Below are 14,569 nucleotides of genomic sequence, written 5' to 3' on the forward strand. Positions count from 1 at the left end.
CCATCCGGGATGTTTTTTTAGGGACAATAAAAGGGATGCAGCATCGTTAGTAAACTATCCCATCCTTCTCCCCCATGAAGCAAAACATGTTTATGGCTATGGCCCTGTCGTGCTGTTGGCTGTCTGCCTGTAAAAATAATGCGCCTGCCCCTGTGATCTATGAAAGCTATTCTCGGCTGAAGACGGGCAATTACTGGATCTACCAGGTATTCGAGGTCGATAGTGCCGGCAATGGTTCGCCTACAGCCGAATATGATAGCTGCTATATCAGCAAAGACACGATGATCAGGGGAAATACCTATTATTTTCTTACCTCTCAAAATGGCGGTGCAGGTGGTTATACCTGTGAGCGATGGTTGCGCGATTCGTTGAGCTACCTGGTCGATGATAAGGGGCGTAAATGGTTTTCTTCGGAGCCGCAGCCAGGACCCTTTGCCGCTTTTCCGCTACAGGAACCACCATCGCCGGATACGCTGGCCTGGATCGAGGAGGGTATGGAGGAGGGCTATGCAACTACAGCAGTACCTGCAGGCTTGTTTCTCACCCTGAACTGCCGCCGGACCATTACCATCCGGCAGGCAGGCAGCACCGCGCAGCAGGTGCGTTATGCCCATCGTCGCTATGCGCTGCACCTGGGCATCGTTTCGGAAACAATGCCTTTTCTCCCGGAAAGTACGCACTTCCGCGAAAAGCGATTGGTCCGGTATGGCATCCAATAGCCCAGGACTATAAAAGCATTTCAAACACCTTGCTTTCTTTAATCTCTTCGAAGCCCAGCCGCGTATAGAACCGGTGCGCCCGTGTACGAAGCACATTGCTCCTGAGGCTCACCCTGGTACATTGTCTTTCACGGCTCCATTGCAGCGCCGCTGCGACCAGTTGTTCGCCCGCCTGTTTGCCACGATGATGCTCGTCCACCACAAGGCCTGCTATTTCTACAAAGCGTCCGGTCTCAAGCCACATCGTTTCCAGCGCATGGAGCCATCCGATCACAGCGCCGGCTTCGGTAGCTACAAGCAGACAATGCGCTTCCTGGCGCAACAGGGCGGCCATGCGCTGTTCCGTTTCTTGGGCAGGGTGGGGATAGCCGAGCTGTGCTGCCAGCCGGTTGACGCTGGCCGCATCCTGCGCCTGCATCGGTCTTACGCTTATACTCATGATTGTGAAGCCTGGAATTGCTGTAGTTTGCGAAGCGCCTGTTGCCGTACCTTTTGTTTCAGGTAGGGCGTCCAGCCCAATAGCCACCCGGGCAGGCCCAGCGCTTGCCTTGACCAGCGATAAAAATCGAAGCGGTCGGTATGCTGTACGATTTTGCCATCGCGGAAGACAAAGGAAGCTTCGATCCTGTTCACAACCGTTCTGCCTGTTTGGCTGAAACGGTAACGGGCTTCCCAATGGGCGCCGCCCTTGTCTCCCTCTGCCCATACCCTGTCGAAGGTAAGCCGGAGGCCTGGCTTGACCAGCATACGCCACATATCCGCTGCGGCAACGCCTTCCAGCCTGCCAAAGGCCGGATCCTCAAAAACAATACCTAGTGCATAGCAAGCGACCATAGTCTCCGCGTCGGCGTGGGCAAAAGCCGTATAGAACTGTTCAATAAGCGCTTTGTGGTCCATCGGAAATGGGATTCGATCGGCGATAAGCATTATTGCTACCACCATCGTATGAAGTTAAGAGAACTTCGGCAATGCGGCAACCAAGGAATTTACCGGAATCCGGGTATAGTTCATTCTCCGGGGGCGGCCTAATTTTACCTTGTAAAGCATTTGCGTGTCGGCTTGGTGCAGGCTGCAATCTGTATGACGACGAAGCAGGAGGTAGGTGTGCAGGAAGGCAATGTTTGGTTTTAGGAAAACGCATTTTTTGTACGGTACCTGTCGTTATACAAGCTATGCCTTTACAATGTGCGGTTGACTTGTGTATATTTCCCTGGAGTGCTGAGCAGGAGCGCTTCGGGGAAATTTGTTTTCCGGCGCTTTCACCGGCCACAGCTTATGATCGGTTCGCCTGCGTTGCGACAAGCCTTTTATTCTTCCTGATCGTATAAAACAACACGGCCAGTGTAACTGCGAGGCCCAGCGCAAGGCTGCCATAAAAGCCAAGCCATCCGGCCATCTCGCTCATCAACATCTTTATTCCTCTTCTGCCACCGGAAATGGGTACTTGCTTTCCCTGTTCCTGCTCATAAGCAATACCTGCAAGCGCCGCGCTGAACAATGCTACCGCAAGCGTGATCAGGTAATTCCTGATGCGGGCCCATCCATTGCCGGCGCCGGGTTTCGACGAGGTTGGTTGCAGGCCTGTCTTAGTTTCCAGCAATTGCAGCAACCAGTTGTAATCATCTCTTGAACTGAACTCCAGGGGAATCTTTTGACTTTTTCCGTTTTTTTTGACCAGGAGCCGGACGCAGTTGTCGTTATCGAAAAGCAATATGTGGCCAATGTCCTCATAGCGGAAACGCAAGGCGGTGTCCAGCAGTTTCTTTTTACCGCTGTCTATGTATTCGCGTAAGGCCGTTTCAACCGGGAAAAATGTGTCGGCTGCCATGATCTCCTGGTCGCCAATCGCGAATGATTTGATGATTTTATCTTTTTCGGTAAAGAATCTCATATAAATGCCGGTGCTTAAGGGTTACGGAATAGATAATGATGTCAGCATTTGAGCAGGTGGCCCAGCGCGATCTCCCGGGTACTGCCCTGCAACAGCGATGGCAATGTCAATTGCCTGAAGAACTTCTGAATAGCTAGGTCAAGTGCTTCCAGGCCTTCCCGGTGCATGGCTTTGCAAGAGATATGTTGCATCAGCTTTTTGGCCTCGGTAACATGCCCGGCATCGTCAACACTGATACGGTAGCGGAATTGGAACCGGTCGCAGCCGGAGCAGCTGGTCTGTATATGCCGCGCTTTCAGGAAGGGGTTATGGCATTCCCGGACGAAGCGATCCTGGATAGCAGACCAGGCCATATATTGCTTTGTCTCTTCCTGCGACATTTCCACAGCAGCAGTGTCCTGTTGTTGCGACAAAGAATCTTTCGCTTGTTGTTGTACAGATGACGCCTCGTACCCGCAGGCGGATTGACAGATCAGCATACAAAGGAACGGTAGACACAGGAAATGCTTTGTATTCATAAAAAGGGATGTCGGTATTTTCAAAAATAGCGATGTCTTCTGCTCCGGCATTTGCGCTTTTGGTATTCGTGTCCTTTTTTGCCGGAAGCGCTGGCTAGATGTTTTATTTGATGTTTTATGACCGGTTATCGTGGAATGTGTATCGCTCACGCTCTGTGGCCCGTCTGTAGCTGACGCTATCGCGCCGATGTACTATATAGCCGGAACTTGCTGAGCTGACGAAACCAAGAACAAAGCGGTGCAGGAATGACTGAACGGCGTTCCGCAAGGCGAGTGCTGCGGTGGTTCGGTGAGCATCAGGGAATAATACAGCAGGGAATGTAGCTGTTTGTGCGTCATGCTTCCGGGTATTCTGCCTGGACGGCAGGCAGGTCGAAAACCCTTGAAAAGGCAGGATTAATATCGTAATTTTGCCAGCCGGACAAGTCATTTCTTGGTCAGTTTTTCGTTTTATGTCATATACGCCTCAAAATAAGATCCGTATTGTTACAGCGGCCTCGCTGTTCGACGGCCACGATGCCGCTATTAATATCATGCGCCGCATTATGCAGGCCAATGGCGCCGAGGTGATCCACCTGGGTCACGATCGCAGTGTGCAGGAAGTGGTCGATTGCGCCATCCAGGAAGATGCCAATGCTATTGCTATGACCAGCTACCAGGGAGGGCACGTAGAGTACCTTAAGTACATGTACGACCTGCTGAAGGAGCGCGGTTGCGGCCATATCCGCATTTTTGCCGGCGGCGGCGGTGTGATCCTGCCTACGGAGATCGAGGAACTGCATGCTTATGGCGTTACCAAGATCTACTCGCCCGACGACGGTCGTGCTATGGGTTTGGAGGGCATGATTATCGATCTGCTGCAGAAAAGCGACTTTCCCACCGGCAACCAGCTCAATGGCGAAGTGGGGCATATACGGGATAAAAATGCCCGCGATGTAGGCAAGCTGATCTCTGCAGCGGAAAACTTTTCCGAGCTGCCCGAAACCCAGGCGATGCTGAAAAAGATCAATGAGCAAGCTAAAGAGAGCAAAACCCCGATACTGGGTATTACCGGCACCGGCGGCTCGGGCAAAAGCTCGCTGGTAGACGAGATCGTACGCCGTTACCTGCTCGATTTCAAAGACAAGACCATCGGTATCATTTCTGTCGATCCTTCCAAGCGGAAAACCGGTGGCGCCCTGCTGGGCGACCGTATCCGTATGAATGCCATCCGGAATGAACGGGTATATATGCGTTCCATGGCTACGCGTCAGAGCAACCTGGCCGTATCGAAATACATTCATGATGCCGTGAATATTTTAAAAGCGGCGCAATATGACCTGATCATCCTGGAAACCTCGGGCATTGGCCAGAGCGATACACAGATCACCGATTACTGCGACCTGAGCATGTATGTGATGACGCCCGAATACGGTGCTGCCACACAGCTCGAAAAGATCGACATGCTTGACTTTGCCGATATTGTAGCCGTAAACAAATTTGATAAACGCGGCGCCATGGATGCCTTGCGTGATGTAAAGAAGCAATACCAGCGCAACCATAAGCTGTTTGATAAGGATGCCGATGGTATGCCGGTATTTGGCTCTATTGCCTCCCAGTTCAACGACCCGGGCACCAATACCCTGTACCGTGCGCTGATGGATGTGATCGTAGCCAAGACCGGCGCCGATCTGAAATCCGACTTCCACCCCAGTGAAGAGCTGAGCGAAAAGATCTTTATCATTCCGCCGGCGCGTACCCGCTACCTGAGCGAGATCGCGGAGAACAATCGCGGCTATGATAAAAAAGCCCAGGAGCAGGCCGATATTGCACAAAAACTATTCGGTATCCGCAAGACGATCGATACGCTGCAGGCCACACAGATCGAGGACAAGGACCGCCTGATAAAGGAACTGGAAGAATTGTATACCAAAATAACCCTGGAGATGGATCCCAAAAACCTGCTGCTGCTGCAGAACTGGGAAGCAAAAAAGCGCCATTACCAGGATGAATTCTATGTGTTTAAAGTAAGGGATAAAGAGTTGCGCATCAAAACACATACCGAATCGCTGTCGCATACCCAGGTGCCTAAAGTCGCCGTACCGAAATTTGAAGCATGGGGCGAGATACTGAAATGGGCGCTGACCGAGAATTTCCCGGGAGAGTTTCCTTATGCGGCCGGTATTTATCCTTTTAAACGTGAAGGCGAGGATCCTACCCGTATGTTTGCCGGCGAAGGTGGTCCCGAGCGTACCAACAAACGCTTCCACTACGTAAGCAAAGGGCTACCCGCAGCCCGTCTCAGCACGGCCTTCGATAGTGTGACCCTTTACGGTCAGGATCCTGACCATCGTCCCGATATCTATGGTAAGATCGGAAACTCGGGCGTGAGCGTACCCACGCTGGATGATGCCAAAAAACTGTACAGCGGCTTCAACCTGGCCGATCCGAAGACCTCCGTATCGATGACGATCAATGGCCCGGCGCCCACGATCACTGCCTTCTTTATGAATGCGGCCATCGATCAGCAATGTGAATTGTACATCAAGGCCAATGGCCTGGAAGCTGAGGTGGAAGCGAAGATCGAAGCGATCTATAAGGAAAATGGTATGCCCCGTCCTTACTACAGCGCCAATGTGGGCGCAGGCAAAGAGGCCGAAGGTAAGGCCGGCGTGCTGCCGGAGGGTAACAATGGCCTAGGCCTCATGTTGCTGGGTATTACCGGCGACCAGGTGCTGCCGGCCGACGTATACGCAAAGATCAAGACCGATACGCTGAAAGCGGTGAGAGGCACAGTGCAGGCCGATATCCTCAAAGAAGACCAGGCGCAGAATACCTGCATCTTCTCCACAGAATTCTCCCTGAGGGTAATGGGTGATGTGCAGCAGTATTTTATCGATAAAGGTGTGCGGAACTTTTATTCCGTATCCATTTCGGGCTACCATATTGCCGAAGCCGGCGCCAATCCTATATCGCAGCTGGCATTTACCATCTCCAACGGCTTCACCTTCGTAGAATATTACCTGAGCCGTGGCATGCATATCGACGACTTTGCGCCCAATCTTTCTTTCTTCTTCAGCAATGGTATCGATCCCGAGTACAGCGTGATCGGCCGTGTGGCTCGCCGTATCTGGTCCAAGGCCATGAAGCTGAAGTATGGCGGTAACGAGCGTTCTCAGATGCTGAAGTATCATATCCAGACCTCAGGGCGCTCCCTACATGCCCAGGAGATCGACTTCAACGATATACGCACTACGCTCCAGGCCTTGTATGCGATCTACGACAACTGTAATTCGCTGCATACAAACGCTTACGACGAGGCCATCACAACACCTACGGAAGAAAGTGTACGCCGCGCTATGGCCATACAGCTCATCATTAACAAAGAGCTGGGTCTGGCCAAGAACGAGAATCCGCTGCAGGGCTCTTTCATTATCGAAGAGCTGACCGACCTGGTGGAAGAGGCTGTTTATGCCGAATTTGACCGTATTACAGAGCGTGGTGGGGTGTTGGGCGCCATGGAAACCATGTACCAACGCGGTAAGATACAGGAAGAAAGCCTGTACTACGAAATGTTGAAGCATACCGGCGAGTTCCCCATCATTGGTGTGAATACCTTCTTAAGCTCAAAAGGCTCGCCTACGGTAGTCCCCTCCGAGGTGATCCGCTCGACTACCGAGGAAAAGGAATTCCAGATCACCAGCATACAAAATCTGTGGGAACGCAGCGGCGACCAGGGGGCCGAAATGTTGCATAAGCTGCAGCAGAAAGCCATTCATAATGAGAACATCTTTGAGGAGCTGATGGAAACGGTGAAATACTGCTCGCTGGGGCAAATCACTAAGGCGCTATTTGAAGTGGGCGGCCAGTATCGTAGAAATATGTAAGATCCAGTTAATATTGCAATGAAGCTACCCGGTAACCAGCCGGGTAGCTTTTTTTATGCCCTTTGCTTTCTGTTCGCCAGTTGCGGGCTTGGAAATTTCCTGCTCCATTTTCATGTAGTATTTTCTTATTTATTTTTAACGTTTTGAAATACAATTGTTTAATTAATAATTTATTTACATAAAACATGCATAAATAGTTGCTATCCCCTTTAGCTTTGCCCGCGATAATTTTTTCCAAACACTAAAAATTTTTGCAAATGAAAATCAAATTGGGATTGATAACCGGCTTACTTGCGATCGGGATAAGTATAGCAGCGCAAGCGCAGAATCCTTCATTGAACTGGAACACGGGAGGTTCAGAAGGTCCCTGGACATCCATACACTCTGCTAACGGTACGGTTCAGAATCGTCCAGTTGCTATTCCGGCAGAATTGTACTTATATCATCATTTTCAGAGCCCAATGGTCAGCACGGTTGATCCATCAATGGCTAATTATCGATATGCCTTTAGGTACGACGGCTTCTATTCGCAAATGCCTATTTATGCAAATGGCTCTGTAATAGCCGATAGCTTGAAATCAAGACATACAACTACTGCAAAGTACTTTATCGGCGACAGCCTCAGGATTAACGGTAGGATTAGTGGCAATAGCTTGATTGCAGATAGCATTTCCATCCGGAAATTGAATCTTATCGGTAATCTCGGCTTAGGCATGCCTGCAGATCTATCCGGAGTAACAACCAATACACCTGACCCCGATATCGACCGCATGGCCATACGGGGCAGTATGATCGCTTACCTGGGAACTAGCGACGCTTCATCCGGCGCTTCCTATAAAATGCTGAAGTTGCACAATGCCAAATCGGCAACCACGCATTCCTGGCATGTCGGCTTTTCGGCCAATACCAATACTAATGGTAGCGGCTACCAGGAACTGGTGCAGCTTCGTACCCGGAAAACGGCTTCCGGCCCGGTGTTCAGCATTGCTGCGGATAACGCCGGCACGATGACTGATCGCCTGAAGGTCATGCAGAATGGAAATATAGCTATCGGCCTGGATACGGCCGTGGAGCGGCTGGCGGTGAATGGAAAAGTAAAAGCCACCGGCTTCGTTACAGATGCTTCTTCTTTTCCCGATTATGTGTTTGCGCCTGCCTATCAGCTTCGCTCCATAGATGCGCTTGCGGGTTATGTGCAGGAACATCAAAAGCTGCCCGGCATGCCTTCGGAAAAAGAGGTACAACGCAAGGGCCTCAACCTGGCTGAGGTAAGCATAGCGACCGTGGAAAAGGTGGAAGAGCTGAGTCTCTATATCATTCAACTCAACGACAGGATCAGGCAACTTGAAGCGAAGCTGGCGACCGTCGATAAATAATCATTCACCTTTAAACATTATTCGATGAAACGCTATATATCTCAGGTCAGCCGACGGCTGACGCTGGCATTGCTTTGCCTGCTCTTTCTGGGGGCAGCCAAGGCACAAACGATACCCAATATCCAATTCCCCGATTTATATCCCGGGCAACAAATTAAGGGTTTGGTAATTATACATAAAAATGTAAAGAAGAGTGGTCGGGATGAAGTATTGACCAGTCTTCGTTTTGGGACTTCTTCCAATCCTGTTTTTACTGATTTTGCCTATTGGAGGGATCGGCTTTTCTCGCCTCCTTCCTTGGAATATATGCTTTGGTTTCTCGTTCAGGATTACAACCGGAATGCTTTTGCATTGGTAAGTGCTGCAGATAAATACTGGCTGGGTTTTGTCAATGCAACCGCCACTACGCCCAAGCTTTATCCGGTCCCCCAGCTGGATCAGGAGGGAAACGAAGCAAATCCCGATGTCGCTCATTATCTAAACTTCCTGGTGCCCAACTACAATAAGCTGTACAACCTGGGGCCTGCAGCTACCGATTCGGCATGGGTAGATTGGAGCATTGCAGATCGAAAATTGTATGCCTTCTCCATTGCATCCAAACCCGATCATTATCTTAAAACAGATCCGGTAACGCATAAATGGTGTTACAATTGTAACCTTCCTGACTATACCGGAAGCCGGCAGGAAGTTACCTTCAGATTGGAGCCTTATGTCTATCCCGGCGGCATCAGCCCGTTTCAGGCCATACCTTTCCAGGCTTCGGCTTATCATAATAAGGATATAGTGACACTGGCCGGAGGTGAAAAGCTAACGCGTCTAAGCCGGAATGCACAAGATGGTAATAAAGCCAAGGACGTTGTATTGTCCTGTCATGCTTTCGTGGGGGAGCTGAAAAACGATACGTTGCTGAAAGTAGACCTGTCCGGCGCCGATAATGCCTGTATCGGCTGGTTGTCGTACGAGAAAGTAACTTATAGCCAAAATGCGGTACAAAACTATATGGGAGATCGTGCCGCCCTTCCCCGCTTTGGCATCGGGGTAGCCAATAATAAGGTTTATGCCATCAAAGAGGGCTTTGCCGATACACTCAGCACGGCGACTACTTTCCGGAAAAGCCATCCCCTGATTGTCGCTATTGAAGCCGGGAAAATGAAAGTAAGCCAGACCATCAACGGCATCAGCAGTTCGGTAGTCTTTTACGATGTGCCGGTGCATAGCATCCTGTCGGAGGGTCTGGGGAGTAAAGCCGGTTTGGTGGCCCGGCTCCGGCCGGGAGATACGCTTCTCGCCGGCTATAAGCCTGGTAATTGGCTGTTCTCCAACAGCACAGCCGGTACGCAGGCGCCGTTCATCACATCTACTAATCCCGACTTGCCTATGTCCACCGATCCAGGCGGTCTGGTCAACAATTTCGATTGGCGGACCAGGACTTACCGGCTCCGGTATAAGTCCAATGGTATGGCGATCAGCGAGACCGTTAATAGTCCTTTTTTCAGCGATCACACCGAGCTTAAGGGTATCTCGGCCCAGTACAATGCAGCCGGTAAACATGCAGGCGGTGAAGATAATAATCCCTATTCCGGCTGGGAGCTTATCAAGGCTGACCTGGGATACAGGAACGACGGTTCAGAGGTCGAGGCCAATAACCTGCGGGCAGAGCCTTATATGATCCTGTACAACCGGTATCGCGGCAAGCTGCGGGTATTTGTTTACCTCAACAACAATTCCATAGCCAATAATTACAAGATCACCTTGCTGGCTGCCAATGCAGGTATACATGGCGAGGAGGGTGAAGGGACCAATGCTCAATATAAGCCACCTTTCCTTTGGAGCAGTTATCTGCAGGGCAAGCCGCTGGATGATGCAAGTCTGACGGCGCCGGATTATTACAAGGCGCAGCAACTGAACTCTACCTCATCCGGCCGTTTCTATTATACCGATTTCCAGATGAACTACGATCCCTGTGTAGCCTTTTTTGAATCGGCAATACAGGTAAAAGTGGATAAGCTCAGCCAGGGTACCATGAGCATCGTAGGCCGTTCGCTGGGCGGCAGCATTCCCGGTAGTGCGGCTATCAACGATTGGATGGCGAAGAACGGTAACTTCCTGGCCGGCGCGCTCAATAGCAGTTACGGCAGCCTGAGCCAGACCATGGGTGACCTTACTTTTAATAACTACCGGCAATGGGGCGTTGATAGCATGAAAAACTATGCCCGGTTTACCCTGCCGGGAAAAAAGGTAGCTACCTGGGAAAAGGAGGAAGCGCGTTTAAAGTGGCAAAGCGAATTGACCAAAGCCAGCGGTACTTTCATCGTTGCCACAGGTACCACGATTTCCGCAATAGGGGAAGCTGCCGGAGTCCAGCCGTTGAAAGGGCTTATTGGCGATCACTCTGCTGTTATAAAGGCAACAGGAAAATTTGTAGAGGCCTCTGGTAAATTTATAGAAGCAGGAGGCACGCTCACGTCGGCACATGCCAATCAGCTCCGTTATGAAAACCTGAAGGACGCACCCGATGTCAATATCCCGGTAAAAATGCCCGATCCCCAGCCCAGCCTGGTCTATTCCGACCTGGCCCTGCAGGGTACGCTCAGTATACAGAGCCCGGTGTTCAGCAATGTTTTCTTTACCACACCCGGCTCCAAAAATGCAAAGTATGCGCCGGAATTCCGTCCCGGCAGCGGCGCCAAAGGCGACTTTCCTTTGTATAATGAGACCCTTGGCCTGTATAACCTACTGACCACGCCGGTGGCTGGTCTTGCGGTATCGGGACGCACGGCGCAGGTGGCGCTGAAGGAGTATCCCGTAGTGGCGGTGAATGGAAGAATTGCCGGGGCGAACCTGATGATGCCGGCTGTACAGCTGGCGGTGACCACCTATGATACCGGCGGTGTAGCCCGTAGCAGTGGCGCTACCCGTTCCTATGTATTGACCAATAATGAATCGGCCCTGGACAGCTATGACCGGCTGCCTGCCGTATCGGATGTAAGTGGTCTTGTGGAATGGGAAACATTGGATTCTAATATACTGAAGAGCGGTGGCAACCTGACCGATGAGCAGTATGCCGCAAAGCTATCGCAATGGGTCAGGGTACAGCTTGTCGTCAGCTTCAATCTCTTTGCCGGTAAATCGCCCGATGGTAATTACGAAGGCTCCGCTACGACAATGACTTTCCCGGCCCTTACGAGTATCAAAGCCAGCCGTGCTGGCGCTATTCCTGCGGAAACGCTGGCTGGCCAGTTTGGATACGGCCGTGTCAATGCTGCTTTTTTCGGAACGCATCACGTAGTCAATGGCAGCGATACGGCGTTAGTAATACGGCAGCTGATGAATACCTTTTGCCATGCGCATCAGGCAGGGCAGATCAGCGCCCTTGCCCATACTTCGGCAAAGCCTGCAGCGCCGGGAAGCGATGACGATGCGCCTGCTCCGGAAAAAATGAACGGAACAAGCAGCATAGAAGGGATGAGGCTGTATCCCAATCCGACCCGTGACGAATGCAGGATCGCTTATGCCGCCAGGTCTAAAGGAAACATACTGATCGAGCTCTTTGATATCAATGGCCGCTGCCTGTTGCAGCACCGCGATGCAGCAGCAGCCGATGGCGAGCGAAAAGCCGCTGCAGTGTACCTGGGGGCGCTGCCTCCGGGCATCTATGCGGTTAAAGTACGGTTCAGCAATAACAGCTATTATACAGGAAAGATCGTGAAGCGATAGCTGGTCCGGAACATAAAAGAAGTCAAGTTTTCGAAAACTTGACTTCTTTTGTATTCAAGGATATGCTTATTTTGCTTCGTCATGTACCCGCTCTTCCTGATCCTTGTTCAATATATAAGCACGCTTGCTGCTGTCAAAGTAATGAAGGCCCGCCACCTGAGGGCTGCCGACCGCTGGATAGCCAGCCTGGTCATCTTCCTTATTCCGCTCGCCGGTCTGTTCCTGTACCAGGCCTTCCGTGGCTTTATGCGGGAAAAAGAATACCACTTCTTCAGCGAACGGTTCCTGGAGTGGAACAATATTTGAAACAGCTAGTGGTGCGCCATCGAAAATCAGTTTAAAAATCAATGTTATGAAGTCCTTGTATCTGCTGTTGTGCAATATATTAACTGCATCCATGCTGTGGGCGCAGGTTTCAGATCAGGAGGTAGAAAGGCTCTGTGACAGTCTGTATAAAGATAAAAGCTATTACCAATACCTGACGCGGAACGATGATACCGGCAAGGCTGCTGCCATTAAAAGTTACGAGCGTCTTTACGATTCCGTGGAATACGCGCTGGTCAACCGCTATATACAAACAGACTTTGTAGCCAATGATGTTTTTACGTGGCCATTGCGGGCAAGGAAATCTGCCGTAGTTCATGATGATACCTACTGGTATCTTATTAAACATCGATATAATATAAGTGAGGCACTTTATACAGGATGTGTCGATGAACATTACCTGGCCTGTTATGACAGTCTAATGAACATAGCGATATGTAGAAAATACGGAGCAGATTTTTTTGAGCGCGTGGAAAGAGAGGCTAATGAGCTTAATGCAGGAGGCCAGGGATTGCTCCTGCCTTATATCAACGGCCGTAAGGACGAAGAACTAGAAATGGTCAAGGCCGCTTTACCGGCTTTCTGGGACTCGCTTACAGCGGCAAATGATGGTTGGACGTTGTTGATCAATATTGAGTTTCGTGAAGGGAAAATTGTCGCTGCCGGACCGGCGACGAGTTTTTTGGGAAATATCAATTATATACCGGAAGTGCACCTGTATGAGAAAGCTGTTTTGAATACTATGCAAAAATTTGATTGGCAAGGCCCGCTCTTTAAGCAGAAGCCCGTTGTGATTAACGTCATTCTGGACTTTAATAATAAAAACATCTACTTTGACGATTAGCAGAAAACGAATGATTTTGTATTCTTCGAATACTAAAAAAAGCGCCCCTCCAGGAGCGCCACTATCTAAAATCTCACATCTAATATCTCACATCTAATATCTAACATCTAATATCTAACATCTAAAGTCTTCAATCCAAAACTACCCCCGTCCCATATCCCTGAGGAAATTGACGTGCGCCAGCACGGCCTTGCGCATGGTCGGGTATTCGATGTATTCCAGCTTATATTCCTGGCATACCTTTTTCACGATCTTGCTGATGGCAGGGTAGTGGATGTGGGAGATCTTTGGGAACAGGTGGTGCTCGATCTGGAAATTGAGACCGCCCACAAACCAGTTGATGATCTTATCCTTTGTGGCGAAGTTGGCCGTAGTCTTGATCTGGTGTGCGGCAAATTCATCAGGCATTTTATGCGTCTCCTGGTCGGCCACAGGAAAATGTGCATCCTCTACGGTATGCGCCAGCTGAAACACGATGCTGAGGATGAAGCCACCCACCAGGCTCAGGGTAAGGAAGCCGATGAGCCACTCGAGCCAGCCGAGCACCACAATAGGGATCACGACGAATACGGCAGCATGCCATAGCTTCACGACCCAGAAACGTACGTGATCGGCTACAGACATCTTTTTCAACGGCATATCGCCGATCTTACGGGAAAAATATTTGTTGTAATCACTGAAGAATACCCAAAAGATATACATCCACATGTACAGGACCACAAAATAGATATGCTGGAAGCGGTGTAGCTTGTAATGTTTTTGTGTAGGCGCCATCCGCATCAGCGCGCCAATCTCAATGTCGTCATCCACACCGTCGATATTGGTGTAAGTATGATGAATCATGTTGTGCTTCATATTCCACATAAACTGGCTGGCCCCCAGCATACTGCTGGACCAGGAAGCGATCTTATTGATGGTCTTGCTTTCACTGAAGCTGCCGTGTCCGCCATCGTGCATCACATTAAAGCCTATAGATGCTATAATGCAACCCATCAGCGCGCATTCGGGAATGGCCCAATACCATGCCGGCTGAAAAATGAGCAGGTGAAGATAGAGCGCTACGAAACCCAGAACAAGCACGATCGCTTTGTGCCACAACGCAAAATTGCCGGTCTGTTTCAGGTTGTTTTCGGCAAAATATTGCTGTACACGGTGTTTTAGCTCCTGATGCAGCGAATGCCTGGTGCCCGGAAATTTAGGAAGCGCGTTTGTTGAACTCATGAATGCCTGTTAGCCTGAAATTAATTTTGCGGCACAAAGGTCGGAAATATTTCCGGTAGTTCCTCGTTTATACGCATCGAATATTCATATAGG

The 14,569-nt window shown here is 50.3% G+C and carries 12 protein-coding genes; 6 read left to right on the forward strand and 6 right to left on the reverse strand.

What is annotated here, in order from left to right:
- Window positions 1–74 precede the first annotated feature (74 nt).
- Window positions 75–719, forward strand: a complete 645-nt coding sequence (locus tag DZK30_RS02540) for a hypothetical protein (RefSeq protein ID WP_118972506.1) — start codon at window positions 75–77, stop codon at window positions 717–719.
- 7 nt (window positions 720–726) lie between these two features.
- Here the strand turns inward: DZK30_RS02540 and DZK30_RS02545 are convergent, their stop codons facing one another.
- The 4 genes from DZK30_RS02545 to DZK30_RS02560 all read right to left on the reverse strand — a co-directional run bounded on the left by DZK30_RS02545 (window position 727) and on the right by DZK30_RS02560 (window position 3,128).
- On the reverse strand, window positions 727–1,158 hold the full coding sequence (locus tag DZK30_RS02545) for a GNAT family N-acetyltransferase (RefSeq protein ID WP_118972507.1): 432 nt from the start codon (window positions 1,156–1,158) through the stop codon (window positions 727–729).
- Window positions 1,155–1,616 (reverse strand): nuclear transport factor 2 family protein, encoded by a 462-nt coding sequence (locus DZK30_RS02550; protein WP_118972508.1) that lies wholly within the window; start codon window positions 1,614–1,616, stop codon window positions 1,155–1,157. The genes DZK30_RS02545 and DZK30_RS02550 overlap by 4 nt, the downstream gene beginning before the upstream one ends.
- A 376-nt stretch (window positions 1,617–1,992) precedes the next feature.
- Complete coding sequence (locus tag DZK30_RS02555) at window positions 1,993–2,610, reverse strand: hypothetical protein (RefSeq protein WP_118972509.1); 618 nt, start codon at window positions 2,608–2,610, stop codon at window positions 1,993–1,995.
- Between the two features lie 41 nt (window positions 2,611–2,651).
- Complete coding sequence (locus DZK30_RS02560) at window positions 2,652–3,128, reverse strand: hypothetical protein (RefSeq protein ID WP_162902779.1); 477 nt, start codon at window positions 3,126–3,128, stop codon at window positions 2,652–2,654.
- Between the two features lie 452 nt (window positions 3,129–3,580).
- Here DZK30_RS02560 and DZK30_RS02565 point away from each other — a divergent pair, with 452 nt between their 5' ends.
- A complete protein-coding gene (locus DZK30_RS02565) occupies window positions 3,581–6,994 on the forward strand; it encodes a methylmalonyl-CoA mutase family protein (protein WP_118972511.1) in 3,414 nt (1,137 codons plus the stop codon).
- A gap of 7 nt (window positions 6,995–7,001) precedes the next feature.
- Here the strand turns inward: DZK30_RS02565 and DZK30_RS25610 are convergent, their stop codons facing one another.
- Window positions 7,002–7,232, reverse strand: a complete 231-nt coding sequence (locus DZK30_RS25610; RefSeq protein ID WP_162902780.1) for a hypothetical protein — start codon at window positions 7,230–7,232, stop codon at window positions 7,002–7,004.
- Between the two features lie 19 nt (window positions 7,233–7,251).
- Here DZK30_RS25610 and DZK30_RS02570 point away from each other — a divergent pair, with 19 nt between their 5' ends.
- The 4 genes from DZK30_RS02570 to DZK30_RS02585 all read left to right on the forward strand — a co-directional run bounded on the left by DZK30_RS02570 (window position 7,252) and on the right by DZK30_RS02585 (window position 13,255).
- Entirely contained in the window at window positions 7,252–8,370 is a 1,119-nt protein-coding gene (locus DZK30_RS02570) for a hypothetical protein (RefSeq protein WP_162902781.1), read from the forward strand.
- A 24-nt stretch (window positions 8,371–8,394) separates the two neighbouring features.
- Window positions 8,395–12,087 carry a T9SS type A sorting domain-containing protein gene (locus DZK30_RS02575; RefSeq protein WP_118972513.1) on the forward strand — a complete coding sequence of 1,231 codons (3,693 nt, stop codon included), beginning with the start codon at window positions 8,395–8,397 and terminating at the stop codon, window positions 12,085–12,087.
- A gap of 81 nt (window positions 12,088–12,168) precedes the next feature.
- On the forward strand, window positions 12,169–12,393 hold the full coding sequence (locus DZK30_RS25615; protein ID WP_162902782.1) for a hypothetical protein: 225 nt from the start codon (window positions 12,169–12,171) through the stop codon (window positions 12,391–12,393).
- Between the two features lie 46 nt (window positions 12,394–12,439).
- Window positions 12,440–13,255, forward strand: coding sequence for a hypothetical protein (locus DZK30_RS02585; protein WP_162902783.1), 816 nt, complete (start codon window positions 12,440–12,442; stop codon window positions 13,253–13,255).
- A 141-nt stretch (window positions 13,256–13,396) separates the two neighbouring features.
- Here the strand turns inward: DZK30_RS02585 and DZK30_RS02590 are convergent, their stop codons facing one another.
- The gene (locus tag DZK30_RS02590) at window positions 13,397–14,476 is read right to left on the reverse strand and encodes a fatty acid desaturase family protein (RefSeq protein ID WP_118972516.1); all 1,080 of its coding nucleotides are present in this window, start codon (window positions 14,474–14,476) and stop codon (window positions 13,397–13,399) included.
- Window positions 14,477–14,569 lie beyond the last annotated feature (93 nt).

The organism is Taibaiella koreensis (assembly GCF_003545715.1).
In the GTDB taxonomy this organism is placed as follows: Bacteria; Bacteroidota; Bacteroidia; order Chitinophagales; family Chitinophagaceae; genus Taibaiella; species Taibaiella koreensis.

Coding starts and splice junctions, on each gene's coding strand:
- DZK30_RS02560 (WP_162902779.1), bottom strand. CDS start 3,128: ATGAATACAAAGCATTTCCTGTGTCTACCGTTCCTTTGTATGCTGATC.
- DZK30_RS02590 (WP_118972516.1), bottom strand. CDS start 14,476: ATGAGTTCAACAAACGCGCTTCCTAAATTTCCGGGCACCAGGCATTCG.
- DZK30_RS02575 (WP_118972513.1), top strand. CDS start 8,395: ATGAAACGCTATATATCTCAGGTCAGCCGACGGCTGACGCTGGCATTG.
- DZK30_RS02570 (WP_162902781.1), top strand. CDS start 7,252: ATGAAAATCAAATTGGGATTGATAACCGGCTTACTTGCGATCGGGATA.
- DZK30_RS02545 (WP_118972507.1), bottom strand. CDS start 1,158: ATGAGTATAAGCGTAAGACCGATGCAGGCGCAGGATGCGGCCAGCGTC.
- DZK30_RS02565 (WP_118972511.1), top strand. CDS start 3,581: ATGTCATATACGCCTCAAAATAAGATCCGTATTGTTACAGCGGCCTCG.
- DZK30_RS02540 (WP_118972506.1), top strand. CDS start 75: ATGAAGCAAAACATGTTTATGGCTATGGCCCTGTCGTGCTGTTGGCTG.
- DZK30_RS25615 (WP_162902782.1), top strand. CDS start 12,169: ATGTACCCGCTCTTCCTGATCCTTGTTCAATATATAAGCACGCTTGCT.
- DZK30_RS02550 (WP_118972508.1), bottom strand. CDS start 1,616: ATGGACCACAAAGCGCTTATTGAACAGTTCTATACGGCTTTTGCCCAC.
- DZK30_RS02555 (WP_118972509.1), bottom strand. CDS start 2,610: ATGAGATTCTTTACCGAAAAAGATAAAATCATCAAATCATTCGCGATT.
- DZK30_RS02585 (WP_162902783.1), top strand. CDS start 12,440: ATGAAGTCCTTGTATCTGCTGTTGTGCAATATATTAACTGCATCCATG.